This window comes from Lentzea sp. NPDC042327 (assembly GCF_040647275.1).
In the GTDB taxonomy this organism is placed as follows: domain Bacteria; phylum Actinomycetota; class Actinomycetes; order Mycobacteriales; family Pseudonocardiaceae; genus Lentzea.
This window is the reverse complement of the sequence record NZ_JBEZBX010000001.1, coordinates 31,608-45,815: the sequence shown is the minus strand read 5'-3', so window position 1 is coordinate 45,815 and position 14,208 is coordinate 31,608. Positions and strand designations below refer to the sequence as shown.

The window sequence follows — 14,208 nt, the reverse complement described above, 5'->3', positions numbered from 1 at the left end:
TCTTCTTGTGGGGCTAAGCCTTGATTGATAAAACCATCACCCGATCGAGTATGTTTCGCTCCTCAACCCCGCGAATAGTTGGAGCGTCCAAGTTTCATGCGCATCTGTCGTTTCTCGGTCAAGAATTTTCGGAACTTGGCCAACGTCGAGTTGGAGCTTTGCCCCGGCACCGTCATCGTGGGCGAGAACCGGGCGGGGAAGAGCAACCTGCTGCACGCGTTGCGCCTGATCATCGACGGCCGGATGTCCTTTGCGGACCGCCAGCTCACGGCGGAGGACTTTTGGGATGGACTGTCCACTGGCGAACCCGACTGGGACCCGATGGCGGAGGGCCACGTCATCGAGGCCTCGATCGACCTCGTCGACTTCCTCCACGACGTCGGCCTCACGTCCGCGCTCGGCGGTGCCTTGGTCGCCGAGGATCCGCCGCGAGCGCGGCTAACCTACCGGTTCGGGCCCGTCGACACCGGCACCATGGAAGGCAAGCCCCGCTACCGGGGCGCCGTCTACGGCGGAGACACCGACCAGAAGATCAGCTCGGAGATGCTGGCGAGCCTGCACCTGGTGTTCATGCACGCGCTCCGCGACGTCGAGGCCGACATCCGCAACTGGCGCAAGTCCCCGTTGCGCGGCCTGCTCGTCGCAGCCGCGGCGGCCGCCGCAGAGAGCGACCACCTGGCCGAGGTGAAGGCCGCCATGAAAGAGGCCAACGACAAGCTCAATGGTCTCGATGTGATCAAGCAGCTCGGCACCAACATCGGCGGCAGGCTGGAGGACATGGTCGGATCGGCGCAGGCGGTCGAGACGAAGCTCGCCGCCGCACCGGACGAGCCGGCCCGCCTCATCCGTGCGATGCGGCTGTTCGTGGACGGCGAGGCGAACCGCCCGCTCGGCAGCGCCAGCCTGGGCACCCTGAACGTGATCTACCTGGCGCTGCAGGAACTCGGCCTCGACGCACGGATGATCAACGAACCGGACATCGCGCACGTCGTGATGGCGATCGAGGAACCGGAAGCCCACCTGCATCCGCATTTGCAGCGGCTGGTCTTCCGCAGGCTTCTCACTGCGCGCGACTCGGCGTACACCGCCCTGGTGACCACCCAATCCCCTCACATCGCCAGCGTGACCGACCCGCGCTGCCTAGTCGTCCTTCACAACGTGGAGGGCACGACCACGGCGTCGCAGGCCCGCGACGCCGATCTCACCCAGGCCGAGTGGGACGACATCGCGCGCTACCTCGACGCGACCCGGGCAGAGATCGTCTTCGCCAGGAAAGTCCTGCTGGTCGAGGGCTACGCGGAGGAGGTGCTGATGCCGAGGCTCGCCCAGTCGATGGGCATCGACCTCGATAAGGAGGGCATCTCGGTCTGCGCCGTGCACGGCACGCATTTCTCCTCCTACGCCCGGTTCTGCGACGCGCTCGGCCTTCCGTGGGCCGTGGTGACCGACGGGGACGTCGACAGCAAGGGCAACTCGGCGGGCGCGGCTCGGGCCACCGAGCTGCTCAACCTGCTGAAGCTTGGAGGCACGCCAGCCGAACACGGCATCTTTGTCGGCGATACCACGCTGGAGTACGACCTGATCACCTCACGGCCGAGGGAGAACATCGCCCCGTCGTTCAAGGCGTTGAAGGAGCTTTGCGCGGCCCCGTCGGCGGCCGACGTGGACTCGTGGGGCGCCGACGCGCCTGATTTGGCGGAGTTCATGAGGATCGTGAAGAACGCGGGCGGCAAGGGTAGGTACGCCCAGCGCCTCGCCCAGCTCGACATCGCGCCGTCCAGTCACGTCGAGGGCGCTCTGCAGTACCTGGTGGGACGTTGAGCAACCTCTCGGCGTCTATCGACGAGCTCAAGAAGAACGACTGCCAGTGGAAGGCGTTCACCACCGAAGGCCACTGCGTGGTGCTCGCACCGCCGGGCAGCGGCAAGACGAAGCTGCTCACCACGCGGATGGCCTATGACCTGGCGAACAAGATCAATCGGCCGCAGGGGTCAGCGTGCATCACGCTGACCAACGCCGCCGCCGACCAGTTGCGGCGCCGGATGGAGCGGCTGGGCACCGAGGACCGTCCCAACTTCTTCATCGGGACGGTGCACAGTTTTCTGCTTCGCCGCGTCGTAGCCCCGTTCGCGCACGCCGTTGGCCGTCCGGAGCTCGCCTCGATCACGATCGCGAGCGAGGAGGAGAGCCAGAAGCTCCTGCACGAGGCGATCTACGAGGCCTACCCGAGCGCTGACACCTGGAACGTCGCGACCACGATCAACTTCAACCGCACCCGCATGGCGAGCGCGGAGGACTGGGCGAAGTCCGGCGAGGGCTTGATCGAGGCTGCCCGGCGCTACGAAGCGAAGCTTGAGGAACGGGGCCTGCACGACTTCAGCGGACTGGTCGAGACCGCCGTGCAGCTGGTCGAGAACCACCAGATCGTGCGCCAGGTGCTCAACGCCCAGTTCCCACACCTGTACGTCGACGAGTATCAGGATCTGTCGCCCGGGCTGGACCGAGTGGTCAAGGCCCTGTGCTTCGACTACCTCACCGGGTCCGAACTGTTCGCGGTCGGTGACCCCGACCAAGCCTTGTTCGGGTTCACCGGTACCCGGCCCGAACTGCTCGACGAACTGGCCGCGCGGACGGATCTCACCGCTGTCGAGCTGACCCGCAACTACCGGTCCCGCGACGAGATCATCAAGCGGGCCAACATGATGCGACCCGGTCGAGTTCCCATGGTCGGTGACAAGCCGGGCGGCTCGGTCACAGGGGTCTACTGCCCAGGTGGCTTGCCCGACCAGTACCAGCGCGTGGTCGACGCGATCAGGGAGACTCACACCGGCGGCGTGGCGCTGCACGAGATCGCGGTCCTGTGCCCGACGCGGGACCTCTGCCTCGAAGTGACCGGCGCGTTTCGTCACGCTGGCATCTCAGCGTTCTACCGCGACGCGAAGAAGGAGTACCGGCCGAACTCGCTGACGAGGTTCATCGAGTCCGCCGCCGCGTGGGCCGCCACAGGAAGGGAGACGAGCGGCTACCGGCTTGGGGACCTGTTGAAGCAGTGGCGCTACCTGCTCGGTTCGCTGTGGACACACCAACACGATCGCAAGCTCGTCAGCGTGCTCGTCGGATGGGCTGACCGGGCTGACGAAGCGGCCACCACCTTCCTCGACGAACTTCGGCAGGCGGGCCTGGGCGATGCGCTCGGGCAGGTCGCGTTGGCGGCCGACGCACCGGAAGTCCGGAAGATGGAGGCGGTGATCCGCACCTGGTCGCTGCGCGAGCTGACGCAGCGGGCGTTGCGCCAGGATCGAGTGGAGGTCACCACCACGACGTCGAGCAAGGGCTTGGAGTTCGACGTGGTGCTGCTCGTCGGCGCAGACAACGGCCGCATGCCCAGCCACATGTCGGATACGCCGGAACGGCGGGCAGAGGACCGGCGTAAGTTCTACGTGTCCGTCACCAGGGCGCGCGATGACCTCCGCATTTTCTACTCGGGTTTCAGGTTGACCAAGTGGAAGCGCTGGGACGACGGGGTCAGTCCGTACGTCGGGGAGATCGAACTGCTCTGAACGTCCGTTAGCCGGCTACGTTCGGCGGGATGTCCACGACCGGGCATTCGACGTGGCGCAGGCACTTCGTGGCGCCCCGCCCAGAAGTGCCTGCGCGAGCGCCCTGCGGCCGCGCGTGCCGATCACGAGCAGTTTGGCGTTGTGCGTGCCAAGAGATTCGTCCGTGCAGGTCAACAGACATCGCAAACACACGCGGTCGGAAGCTTCAGCGAGCACGCGCTGGACGGCCATGCCGCCCATCGAGTGGCCCAGCAGCGAGAATGCGCATCATCCCAGGTGCCAGGTCACCCACCGTACATCGGTCGCGGCGATGCAGGCGGGAGCATGCCGTGCCCAACGGTGCAGTGTCGTGGCGCCACGCTTGCTCGCGAGGCCTTGCCCGAAATTGTCAGACTTGCGCGGTACGGTCACAGGGTGTCTGGACCGCACGATGGAATGCCGACGCGACCGAGCGGCGACCGATTCGGATCGTTTCGCGACGGTCGCTCACGCCCAACCTCCTCGTCGCCTGAGGTTACCCAAGGCCGCTACCTCTATGAAAGGTTGGGGGAGAAGGCCTTCCAACAGATGTGCAGCGCGCTACTGGCGAGTGATTTCCCTGGCGTCACCTGCATGCCGGTGGGGCAGTCAGACGGCGGCCGTGATGCTGTCCGCCGCAACGAGAGCGGCGGAAGCGTCATCTACCAGGTCAAGTGGACGGCGAAGCCGGTACAGAATGCCGTGAACTGGCTGCGTGGGGCGTTGGACGGCGAGGCCGACAACATCCGGCGCCTGGTGCGAGAGGGAGCGACGGAATACGTTCTGATCACGTCTGTGGCGGGAACGAGCGTTCCCGGTCGCGGAACCATGGACCGCCTCGAGGAGTTGCTGCGCATACGCTCGGCGGAGTTGGGCATTTCGATGGCGTGCTGGTGGCGGGCCGACATCGACGCGCGGCTGGACCGGGCACCTCACTCTCTGCTGTGGTCCTACGCGGACATGCTCGCCGGCTGGCAGTTGATCAGCTACCTCCTCGCGGCTTCTCGGGGTCAAGAACGCGAAGAGCGGTTGTGGGAGGTGATGAAGAACGTCGTGGCGACCCAGTGGGACGAGGACTCCAAGGTCAAGTTCAAACAGGTCGACCTCGACTCGTACGACCTCGATGATCTGTACATCGATGTGGAGGCCGAACGTGTCGTGAGCCCGCGGCGGGCGGGCCAGCTAGACCTGCATTTCGTGGAACTCGGGAAGCTAGGCGGCGTCGCCAAGTACCTGCTTGGAACAGACGTACCCTTGACGCTGGTGCGAGGTGCTCCTGGCCAGGGGAAGTCGACGCTCACCCAGTACCTGTGTCAGCTGCACAGAGCAGCGTTTCTCGACAGCGCCGTGAACACCCTCGCCTCGGAAACGGATACTGCGAAACGCAAGTTGCCGCGTGTGCCACTGCGCGTCGACCTGCGTGACTACGCTTCCTGGCTGCTCGGACACGACCCATTCGACGTCGCACACTTTGCCGCCAAGCCGAGGAAATCCCGAAAGACCGGCCGCTCTGTCGAGTCGTTTCTCGCACGGCTCTTGGAAGCCAAGAGCGGAGACATGACGGTCCGCGTCGATGACGTGCACGACCTCATCGCTCGCTTTCCGCTCCTACTCGTTCTCGATGGACTGGACGAGGTGGCATCCATCGACGTACGCCAGGAGGTTGTGAACCGCATCGACGACCTCGTCGCGCGTCTGGCTCGCTACGAGTGGGCTCCGCAGGTGGTCGTGACCACCCGGCCGAACTCGTCTGGGTTGGCCGAGCCGTCCCCGGACAGGTTCGAGACGATTGTCCTGCAGCCTCTGGGCGTCGATCTGCGTCGTGCCTATCTGGGCAAGTGGGCCGATTCGCGTCAGCTGGCTTCACAAGACCGCGTCGTACTCGAACGGATCTTCGAGGAGAGGTCGGCTGAGCCGCACATCTCACAACTGGCCGAGAATCCGATGCAGCTCACCATCCTGCTCTATCTGATCCAGAAGCGCGGTGACTCGATTCCGCACTCTCGTACGGACTTGTACCGCTCGTACATGCAGACGTTCCTCGATCGTGAGGCTGCCAAGAGCTCCGCCGTGCAGAAGCATCGCGACGACTTGGAGGAGGTGACGGCCCACTTGGGCTGGCTCTTCCAGGCACTCGCTGAGTCAGCTGGAGCGAGCGGTCAGCTGCCGGTGAAGGAGATCAAGCACGCGATCCTGACTTACCTGTTCAACGCCGAGAAGAACACGAACCTGGTGGAGGATCTGTTCACCGCGGTCACGGACCGGGTCTGGGCACTAACCAGTAAGGAACAGGGCACTTTCCGGTTCGACGTGCAGCCCGTGCAGGAGTACTTCGCGGCGTATTACTTGTTCCACTTCGCCGGTGCGGAGCAGCCGCGCTTCGACGCTGCCGAGGTCTTTCGAGCCTTAGTGCGGCGTCCTTACTGGTTCAACACTTGCCGTTTCTACGCGGGGTTCGCATCGGTCAACGAATTGGTCGCTCTGGCGGAGGTCCTTGAAGAAGAGGTGACGAGTTCCTCGCCGCCTCTAGATGCCGTGTCGCCTCAAAGTCGCACGGCTCACGTGCGCATGGTCATCTGGACGCTGCTCGCTGATGGAATCTTCTCTGCGCGCCCCAAAACCCAGCGCCGCGTCGCCAAGCTGATCAGCGACGACCTCGGCGTTCGGTTGGTCCTCGACTTGCTTGACCATCGGCACGACCTGCCTGAGATGGCTGCAGACCGCGGGGGCGCGGAGCTCGTTGAGGTTCTGCAGGAAGCCATATCGATGGATCCTTCGCGAGTGGTCAATCGCCAGCGCGCCGAGCTCGTGGCACACATCCTGAGGGTGAGCGAACCCGCCGCTGCAGAAGCGTGGCGTACGTGGTGGCTCGCACGCCTCAGCGCCGTAGAGAACAGTGACGATCAGGCTGCCTGGTTGACGCTAGGCGCACCGTTGGAGTGTGGAATCCTCGTCCCCGAACAGACCGCGACCAGGTTGGCATTGGCCGAACCAGACGTCGCCCGTGCAGCACTGGAGGCCGACCTGTCGGTCCCTGCTGGCACTGCCGAGGCACAGTGGCTGCTGCGGGCGGTGCTTGACGGACACTGCAGCGACGTGAGCCCTGGGGTGCCATCGAGCGAAGCCGCCGGACTGATCCTGCTTTGGGCACCGCATCACTTTCGTGCCAAAGCCTTCGCGGAGATGGGGCGCGCGCACGAGGGACGCTATGGTGACCATCAAAAGACCCTTCTCGGAAATGAGTATCGTCGTGACCTCAGTAAGTGGATGATGTCGCTGGATGCTCGTTACGAGCGTGTTCACGAAGCTATGAAGACCCAGCGAGGACAGAAGGGCACTACATCGTCCTGGAGCAACACAGCTAGAGCTCTCGCTGCGATTCACGGACCTTCGTTCCTGGCTGCGGAGATAACGGTGATTGGAGCCGCGCTGCCTGTGGACAAGATGAGAACGGAGGGCGACTTCACCAGAGACTCGCTTCCCTTTGGGGAGAATGCCGATTACGGCCGGCTCCTCCGAGACATCCGTATGAAGCGACGAGATTCAGCGTGGTGGAAGTCTTCCTTTAAAAGGTTCCCCGACCACTTGTCGCGCGCCACATGGGTGCTGTGTCTACTTGCGGTGGCGGACTCGCAAGTGGTCGGCGGCTGTCTCGACCTCATCGACGAAGCTACCTCAGCACTGCCCAGATCCGACCTGCAGGCTTTGCGGCTCGCGTCCAGCAGAAGTGGCGTGTCAGGGCTCGGGCGGCGTATCGACCGCAACATCCTTCAGGACCTCGGTCGGCATTCTGTGGACACCGCACTGCTCGTACTGCACCACGTTCTTCGTACTGAGGAGCTCACCGCGCTTGATGGTCTCTCGGACGACTTCCTCAGCAACATGATAGATCTTGAGCCTTGCTCGTGGCCCGCGGTCAGGGCCATGCACGCTCGCATGCTCGAGTCGCCGTCGCTCGCGCGCTGCGACGTGCTCCGTGCAGCAGGTCCTGTTCGCCACCTCGCTGAGAAGTTCACGCCGAAACTGCCCGATGAATTGCTGAACGACATCCTGGGTGAGCCTGCAGACGTGCCGACCCATTGGCTTCGGGTCGCCGAAGCCCAGCACTCTGAGAAAGTGAGGTTGAACGATCTAGCGGCACATGCGAAAGGCGAGCGGTGGTTCGCTTGATCTAGCGGGAGCCCGTTGAACCGCTATGTGTCCCACTACAACCGTCGACAACCACACCGAGTACGGCACCACATTCCACCGCGACCTGATCACCCGGTCGCAGAGCCCGGCTGTAGGTCCGTCCGCACGTCGTCGGCGAGTGCTCGGCGGCTGATCAATGAGTACGAGCCTGTAGCGGCTTGATACGTGAGCTGTTGACCATCACCGTGGACGAGACGCCTGAAGGTGTGGACGGCCTCGACCAGGTCTGGAAGAGGTTCTCGGACGGTCGATTGCGCCATGAGCGAGGACGCAGGATGCGTCCAGCCGTGATCCCCTCAGCCTTGTGCCGTCCGCCGGATCGCTTCCCGCCTAGGTTCACAGGTCGCGCAGCCACGCGCCTCGTTCGTGGAAGGAGCGCGCTGGATGCTGCGGGTCAGCAGCTTCCGCCGCCAGGCAAAAACAACTCCACCAGACCGGGCACTCCGGCGTTGTTCTCCATGACCCGCAGGAACGCGCACCTGTGTCTTGGAGGATCACCCCATACCGGTCGGCACGCCTGATTGTGCTAGCCGACTTCCGTTGGCCCGGCGTATGCCGTCTGCTGTGCAAGCGCAGACGGCATACGCCTTCCGAATCCGTTCTGGTCGCTCGAAAACTGAAGTGCATCAACCACGTCAGTCGAGAGGCGGACTACGACGATGAACCAGCAACTCGCGCGCCTGGCCACAGTGATCGGGATGGTGTTGGCGAGCACGGCCATCAGCCTGTTCAACAACACTTCGGCGGAGGCGGCCGCACCGCAGTGGTGCGGCTTCTACGAGCTCAACCCGCCACAGGGCGAACAAACTGCGGGCTACGTTCACTGCGGCAACAACTTCATCCTCATCAAGTACCACTGGAGCCAAGGCAGTACAGGAACCGCGTGCATCGAACCGTGGGGCAGGCACAGCTTCTTCATGCACGGGCCTTATCGGGTCGTGAACGCGTACTACGTGAACGTTGCTCCGAACCTTCAGGGCCCGCCTCATGATTTCCGGTGCGCGTTGTCGCAGCCGCGAGTCTAGCGGTTGGCGGCTCCGGGACTAGCTCGCCCGAACGGCGACTCCCTGTGCTCGCAGGGTCCCCAGGCGAGCTAGCGCCCGTTGATCATGCGCCGCGTACAGGTGGGTCAGCACCGCCCGGAAGGTTGGGTCGGCGATCCTGAGGCGTTGTACCTTCTTGTCGGGTTGTGAGTGGCAGGCCGCGTGCACGAGCAACTCGACAACGTCCACTCCGTACGCACGTGCCAGCTCCGCCACGGTGATCAGGCTGGGCAGTCTGTCCCCGGTCTCGAACCTGGACAGGGTGGATGCGAACACGGGTACGTGCTTTTCGACGTCGGTCAGACTCCAGCCCAGGTTGTCGCGGACTTCCCGCATGGCCTTGCCGAGCGCGGTGCCGTACGGCTGGCGTTCCGGGAAGTTGCCGAAGGCGGCATCAACGTCAAGCCCCCGCTCGTCAGCGAGCTCACGCAGGACCGGGTCGTCGGCGAGTTGCAACTGGGCGCGCGCTTTGACGACGCTGCTGTGGGGCAGGGAGAAGTAGTCGTTGGCGGGGCACACGTGGAGGTCCGTGCGCCGTGTCAGCACTCCGGTCTTGGTGAACCGGACGGCCTGCTTGCACACGTGCTCGAGCGTGAGGCCGCTCAACTTCACCAGGCGGTCCGTCGTCAGCTCTCGACCGACCCGTGTGAGCAGCACTGCCAGCACCAGACCGCCTCTGCGGTTCCAGGTGAGCCTTTGATCGCTCGGAATCCTGTCGGTGATCTTCACGCGTCGCTCACCGGTGTGCTGGATTCGGCTGCGGGCGTGCGGGCGCACCGCATGGCTTCGATCAACCAGTCGGCGTGACGCTCGAGCTTGCGCGCCGCCGCGGACACGAGGACGACCATCACCTCGAAGGCGCCATCGCCGCACAGGATGGATATGACCTTCTGGATCGCGTCGGCGTCGCGTGCCCCGAACGCGGACACGACCGCTGAAGCGACCTTGACGTTCTCCTGCCATGCGCGGCGATCTTCGGAGTCGACGCCGACGGGAAGGATGAACGACACCGGGAACTTGATCGGCGACACCAGCTGATCGCGCGGAACGCCCTCCAGCAAGATCGACGCCATGAGACTGGCGGCCGAGGCGACTACCCGCTTGTCCTCGTGTTCTTCGATGAGCTGCAGCGCTCGTTCGACACCTGCTGGCTGGGTCAGCAGCTGATGCCCAACAGCGCTCAAGCCCCACCGGATACCGAAGTCGCTGACGTTGCCCTGTTGGCGTCGGAACTCGTCGATGACGATCTGCTCGAACCCAGGCTGCGGGTACTCCTGCGGAGCGGAGGCATGGTGGCTCATCGGAGCTGAGCCAGTTCATCGTCTGCGGAGACCTCGACTCCAGCGTGCGAGTCCTCCTCCCTGGGCCAGGGCAGGATGTTCTCTGCGGCCCGCCAGGCGCGGTCGCATTGGACGCACGTCGGCCAGCACCGCTCACAGGACGACCAGACATCGGGTCCGGCCACGACCTCCAGGCCGCACAGCGTGCGGCCGGCATCGTGCTCAGCGAGGTGCTGGGGTATGGCGTGGCGGCCACCGTCGTGCGGTTGCCATTTGTAGCTGCGAAACATGTCCGATCACTCCCGCGAAACATGGAACGCGACCAAGCGCGTGTTGTTCGGCAGTGATCCACAGAAATCGATGAAGAGGTGAAGAACCAGTACGCGAATCAGTCAGGGACCTAGCATGAATCCGCCATGCAGCGCCGCTGCCTGCGCAAACGGGAGGATGCCCTGATTGGGTGAAGCTTGAGTTCTTCGGGCTGAACGGTGGATTTGTAGTTGATCCAAGCTAGGCTTCCTGTGACTATGCGCCCGATTGTTCAGGGGAGACCGATGGTGACGCCGAGGAAAGCACTGGCGGCCCGCCGTCGAGCTGCGGGCCACACTCAGGAACAGCTGGCGGAGCTGCTGGGAGTCAGTGTCGGCACGGTCGGTCGCTGGGAACGCGGTGAGACCGACCCAGGCCCGCTGATACAGCTGCGTCTCGCCAAGGCGCTCGGGCTGACCGCCAAGGAACTGGCAGAGCTTCTCAGCCCTCCTGGCACACCCATCGTGAAGCTCAGCGCGCAGTGGCTTCCCAGCCGAGCCGAACCGGTCACCCGACCCGTCCATCGCGGATACCCCATCGACGGGGTGCACGACTTCGTTCCTGAGCTTCGTCGCGTTCTCGATGCCTTCGACCTGCCCGTGGACGCACCGACACGACCACTCGACGAGATAGGTTCTGACGTCGCTCACGTCAACGAGCTGCGCCTTGAAGCGCGGTACGGAGCGCTGGCCGAGGTGCTTCCGGGACTGCTCACCGAGCTGGCGCGTGCGAGTCAGCTCGCTTCCAGCGGTTCTGCCCGGCGGCAGGTCGCGCAGCTGCGGGCGCTGACCTTCCGAGCGGCAGACGGGATCGCGTTCAAGTACGGCTATCTCGACCTGTCGGCCCGCCTCGTCGATCTGATCCGACAAGCGGCCGTGCAGGCTGACGACCCTCTCCTAGTGGCCGCGGCCGAGTACGTCCGCACGGAGACGTTCTTCGCCAACGGCGATCTCGGCACAGCCGGCAGGGCGCTGGTCAAGGCAGCCGACGAGGTCGGTCGCATCAAGAACGGCGATGCGCTCGCTGCCGCCGCGTACGGGTCCCTGCACATGAGAGCAGCTGTGGTGGCTGGTCGGACCGGCAAGAGCGGCGCTGCGGCAGACCATCTGCGAGAAGCCCGTCGCGCAGCCGAAGTCGTCGAGGAAGGTGTCTACCACGGCACTGCCTTCGGCCCGCACTCGATCCGGATCCACGAACTGGCGGTCGCCGCCGAGCTGAGCGACCCAGCCGGGATCGAGTGCGCAGCAACCTGGCGACCGCCCGACGACGTGCGCGCCGAGCGCCGCTCCCACTACTTCATCGACCTGGGCAACGCCCAACTCGACCTTGGTCGTCTCGATGATGCGCACGAGTCCATCGAGCTGGCGCGCGAAGCCGCGCCTCAGCACACCCGTGAACACCCACGAGTCAAGCGCACGCTCTCGGCGCTCCTTCAGCGGCGACCTGGCAACAGCAGAGTGGTCGAGCTGGCTGCGTGGGCGGGCGCGCGATCGATCTGATCCCGCTACGGCGTCAACAACGCGGGCAGTTCGTCCAGAGAGTCGATCACCCAGTCGGCGTCGCGCCGGACCAGCGGATCGTCGGCCCACAGATGTCCCCAGGGGCCCCGGCGGACGAGCGCTGTCCGCAGCCCTGCGGCCTTGGCGGCAACGATGTCGTTGTCGCGGTGGTCGCCGACGTAGACGATGTCTGCTGCGGTGCCCGGCGCGACGTCGATCACGCGGTTGAAGAAGGCGGGTGCTGGCTTGGCGACGCCCCATTCGCCTGACGTCGACACGTAATCGGCGGGCAGGTCGAGTCCGCGGAGCAGGTCGGCGGCGCGCGCGGTCTGGTTGCCGACGATGCCGACCCACAGGCCGCGGTCGCGAAGTGCGCCGAGGCTTGATCGGACGTCCGGGTACAGGTCGGACTCGCCGATGTGCTCGCCGCAGCCTGCGTCTTCGCGGAGCTGCCGCTCACGCGCCACGTCGAACCCGGGGCAAAAGTACTGGAACGTCTCCGCGTTGTCTCTGCCGGCGGCGGTCACCGCGCCCAAGACCGCGGAGAACGTGTGACGGGAGACGCCGATCCAGTCGGCCCACGCGCCCCACTCACGCGAGTCGTCCAGCAGCGTCTCGCCGACATCGAACACGACAGCAGTGACCACGCACCTACATATACGGCATCGAGGTTGGCGACGCGCCACAGTCCGGCTACCGACCAGTTGCAGCGGTGGCCTGGGATCAATCACCCGATCGGGTCGAGTGGACCCCTGTGCAATTCGTCGCAGGTGATCGCGGCGAGGATTCGATTCTTGGCAGATATGTGTGAGATCCGTGGGCTGGTGACGCGTTCGGTGCGGAGGTTGGCTTCAGGTCCTGTCCGATTGGGCAGGGCACAAGTCATCGCAAGGAAACGCGCATGTTGTCACCACACGCATCTACGGCTCGCAGCCGCGAATTTGGAGTCGGCATCCGCGCGGCGATCAAACACGCGGACTTCAACGGGCGTGAGATCGCCGCACTTCTCGGCTGGGACGCGTCGAAGATCTCAAACCTGATGCACGGCAAGGTCTCAGCCAGCTCCACCGATCTCGCCCTGCTGCTCGGCGTCTGCCGCGTCGAGCCCGCCGAGCGCGACCGACTGCTCGCGCTCGCCGACAGCATGTTCGCCGACAGCTGGTGGCAACGGCACGAGAGTACCGCTCCGGCTCGAGTTGTAGTTGACCATCTCGCGATAGCGAAAACCGTGGTGAGTTGGCAGAACCAGGTGGTCCCGCTGTTCCTGCAGATACCCGAGTACGCACGAGCGGTGATGGCCGCTTCTGCCCATGTCTCGGCCGGTGAGGTCGAGACGTGTCTGCAGACGTTGACGGAGTTGCGTGAGGATCCTCGGTGGATCGACATCGCCTGCACCTACTACGTACACGAGTCGGCGCTACGCCTGCCTGTCGGTGGAACCGAAGTGCACGGTGAACAGATCCACCACGTTCTACGCATGGCAGTGCGTCCCAAGGTCGAGATCAGGGTGGTGCCCGCGGCGCTCGGTGCGCACGCGGGCGCGAGCGGGCCGTTCACCCAGCTGACCTTCGAGACCTACGCGCCCCTGATCTACGTCGAGGGAGAGAACTCCACCCTGATCATCGAAGGCGACGCCTCCCAGGACTACCGGTCGACCATCCGTGCCCTCGACGAGTCGAGCCTGGATGAGTGGCAATCCAAGGCGCTGCTGGCACGAATCGGTGAGGAGCTGTCGGCCGGAGACCGCTAATCGCGCTTCCTCAGGACGTGGAACGGCACCAACTGGTCAACCAGGTGCAGCTTGTCGCGGCGACCGTCGGCGTATCCGATCTCGTAGTTGACGACGCCCAGCCAGTCGCCGTCGACGCTGGGGAACCGGCCGTGCAGCCGGCCGTCCACCGAGCCGGTCAGGTCCAGTCCGGTCTCGATGACGTGCCGCGGGGTGCCCGGGACGCGGGCGAACAGCCTGTCGAGGCGGATGGAGACCCCGGTGAGCACCGCTCGCCGACCGTGGACGTTGTCGCCCTCCCAGACCGTGAACGGGCTGTTGAGCGTCATGGCGTGCTGCTTGCGGCAAGGCTCGCTGCGCGGAGGAGGGCAAGTTCTCGGTATCGCTCGTCGGACAGCTCGGCTCGGTCAGGGGCAGGTGCCGTTGTGGCCAGCCGCCACGAGTCGTCGGCGCCGTCGGTGGCGCAGGCCAGGCAACTGATGTGGGCCTCGCCGTCCTGCACGACTGCTCGGAACTGGGAGTGTCCGAGGGTGTGGCGACCGATCTTGCACCGTGCGGGCAACAGGGCCACGGGTTGTC

At 64.9% G+C, this 14,208-nt stretch carries 11 protein-coding genes; 6 read left to right on the top strand and 5 right to left on the bottom strand.

The genetic code is table 11. The features are described from left to right. Positions 1-96 precede the first annotated feature (96 nt). The 4 genes from AB0A63_RS00225 (at position 97) to AB0A63_RS00210 (ending at position 8,794) form a co-directional block, all read left to right on the top strand. A complete protein-coding gene (locus tag AB0A63_RS00225; RefSeq protein ID WP_360383416.1) occupies positions 97-1,821 on the top strand; it encodes an AAA family ATPase in 1,725 nt (574 codons plus the stop codon). Continuing rightward, on the top strand, positions 1,818-3,560 hold the full coding sequence (locus AB0A63_RS00220) for an ATP-dependent helicase (protein WP_360383413.1): 1,743 nt from the start codon (positions 1,818-1,820) through the stop codon (positions 3,558-3,560). The genes AB0A63_RS00225 and AB0A63_RS00220 overlap by 4 nt, the downstream gene beginning before the upstream one ends. 543 nt (positions 3,561-4,103) lie before the next feature. After that, complete coding sequence (locus tag AB0A63_RS00215) at positions 4,104-7,748, top strand: hypothetical protein (RefSeq protein WP_360383410.1); 3,645 nt, start codon at positions 4,104-4,106, stop codon at positions 7,746-7,748. A gap of 680 nt (positions 7,749-8,428) precedes the next feature. After that, entirely contained in the window at positions 8,429-8,794 is a 366-nt protein-coding gene (locus AB0A63_RS00210; RefSeq protein WP_360383406.1) for a DUF6355 family natural product biosynthesis protein, read from the top strand. Positions 8,795-8,812: 18 nt separating this feature from the next. Here AB0A63_RS00210 and AB0A63_RS00205 read toward each other — a convergent pair whose 3' ends face one another. The 3 genes from AB0A63_RS00205 to AB0A63_RS00195 are packed head-to-tail and all read right to left on the bottom strand — an operon-like array spanning position 8,813 to position 10,382. Then, positions 8,813-9,541 (bottom strand): helix-turn-helix transcriptional regulator, encoded by a 729-nt coding sequence (locus AB0A63_RS00205; RefSeq protein WP_360383403.1) that lies wholly within the window; start codon positions 9,539-9,541, stop codon positions 8,813-8,815. Next, positions 9,538-10,113 (bottom strand): hypothetical protein, encoded by a 576-nt coding sequence (locus AB0A63_RS00200; protein ID WP_360383400.1) that lies wholly within the window; start codon positions 10,111-10,113, stop codon positions 9,538-9,540. The genes AB0A63_RS00205 and AB0A63_RS00200 overlap by 4 nt, the downstream gene beginning before the upstream one ends. Beyond that, positions 10,110-10,382, bottom strand: a complete 273-nt coding sequence (locus AB0A63_RS00195; protein ID WP_360383397.1) for a zinc finger protein — start codon at positions 10,380-10,382, stop codon at positions 10,110-10,112. Before AB0A63_RS00195 ends, AB0A63_RS00200 begins: the two co-directional genes overlap by 4 nt. A gap of 264 nt (positions 10,383-10,646) precedes the next feature. Between AB0A63_RS00195 and AB0A63_RS00190 the strand changes: the two genes are divergently transcribed. Continuing rightward, complete coding sequence (locus tag AB0A63_RS00190) at positions 10,647-11,900, top strand: helix-turn-helix domain-containing protein (RefSeq protein ID WP_360383394.1); 1,254 nt, start codon at positions 10,647-10,649, stop codon at positions 11,898-11,900. Positions 11,901-11,905: 5 nt separating this feature from the next. On the opposite strand, the gene AB0A63_RS00185 is transcribed toward AB0A63_RS00190, so the two are convergent. Continuing rightward, positions 11,906-12,547 carry an HAD family hydrolase gene (locus AB0A63_RS00185; protein WP_360383391.1) on the bottom strand — a complete coding sequence of 214 codons (642 nt, stop codon included), beginning with the start codon at positions 12,545-12,547 and terminating at the stop codon, positions 11,906-11,908. A gap of 254 nt (positions 12,548-12,801) precedes the next feature. Between AB0A63_RS00185 and AB0A63_RS00180 the strand changes: the two genes are divergently transcribed. After that, positions 12,802-13,650, top strand: coding sequence for a helix-turn-helix transcriptional regulator (locus AB0A63_RS00180; protein ID WP_360383389.1), 849 nt, complete (start codon positions 12,802-12,804; stop codon positions 13,648-13,650). On the opposite strand, the gene AB0A63_RS00175 is transcribed toward AB0A63_RS00180, so the two are convergent. Then, a complete protein-coding gene (locus AB0A63_RS00175) occupies positions 13,647-13,958 on the bottom strand; it encodes a hypothetical protein (protein ID WP_360383386.1) in 312 nt (103 codons plus the stop codon). The two genes, AB0A63_RS00180 and AB0A63_RS00175, sit on opposite strands and share 4 nt — an antisense overlap. Positions 13,959-14,208 lie beyond the last annotated feature (250 nt).

Coding starts and splice junctions, on each gene's coding strand:
- AB0A63_RS00175 (WP_360383386.1), bottom strand. CDS start 13,958: ATGACGCTCAACAGCCCGTTCACGGTCTGGGAGGGCGACAACGTCCAC.
- AB0A63_RS00225 (WP_360383416.1), top strand. CDS start 97: ATGCGCATCTGTCGTTTCTCGGTCAAGAATTTTCGGAACTTGGCCAAC.
- AB0A63_RS00180 (WP_360383389.1), top strand. CDS start 12,802: ATGTTGTCACCACACGCATCTACGGCTCGCAGCCGCGAATTTGGAGTC.
- AB0A63_RS00200 (WP_360383400.1), bottom strand. CDS start 10,113: ATGAGCCACCATGCCTCCGCTCCGCAGGAGTACCCGCAGCCTGGGTTC.
- AB0A63_RS00195 (WP_360383397.1), bottom strand. CDS start 10,382: ATGTTTCGCAGCTACAAATGGCAACCGCACGACGGTGGCCGCCACGCC.
- AB0A63_RS00210 (WP_360383406.1), top strand. CDS start 8,429: ATGAACCAGCAACTCGCGCGCCTGGCCACAGTGATCGGGATGGTGTTG.
- AB0A63_RS00190 (WP_360383394.1), top strand. CDS start 10,647: ATGGTGACGCCGAGGAAAGCACTGGCGGCCCGCCGTCGAGCTGCGGGC.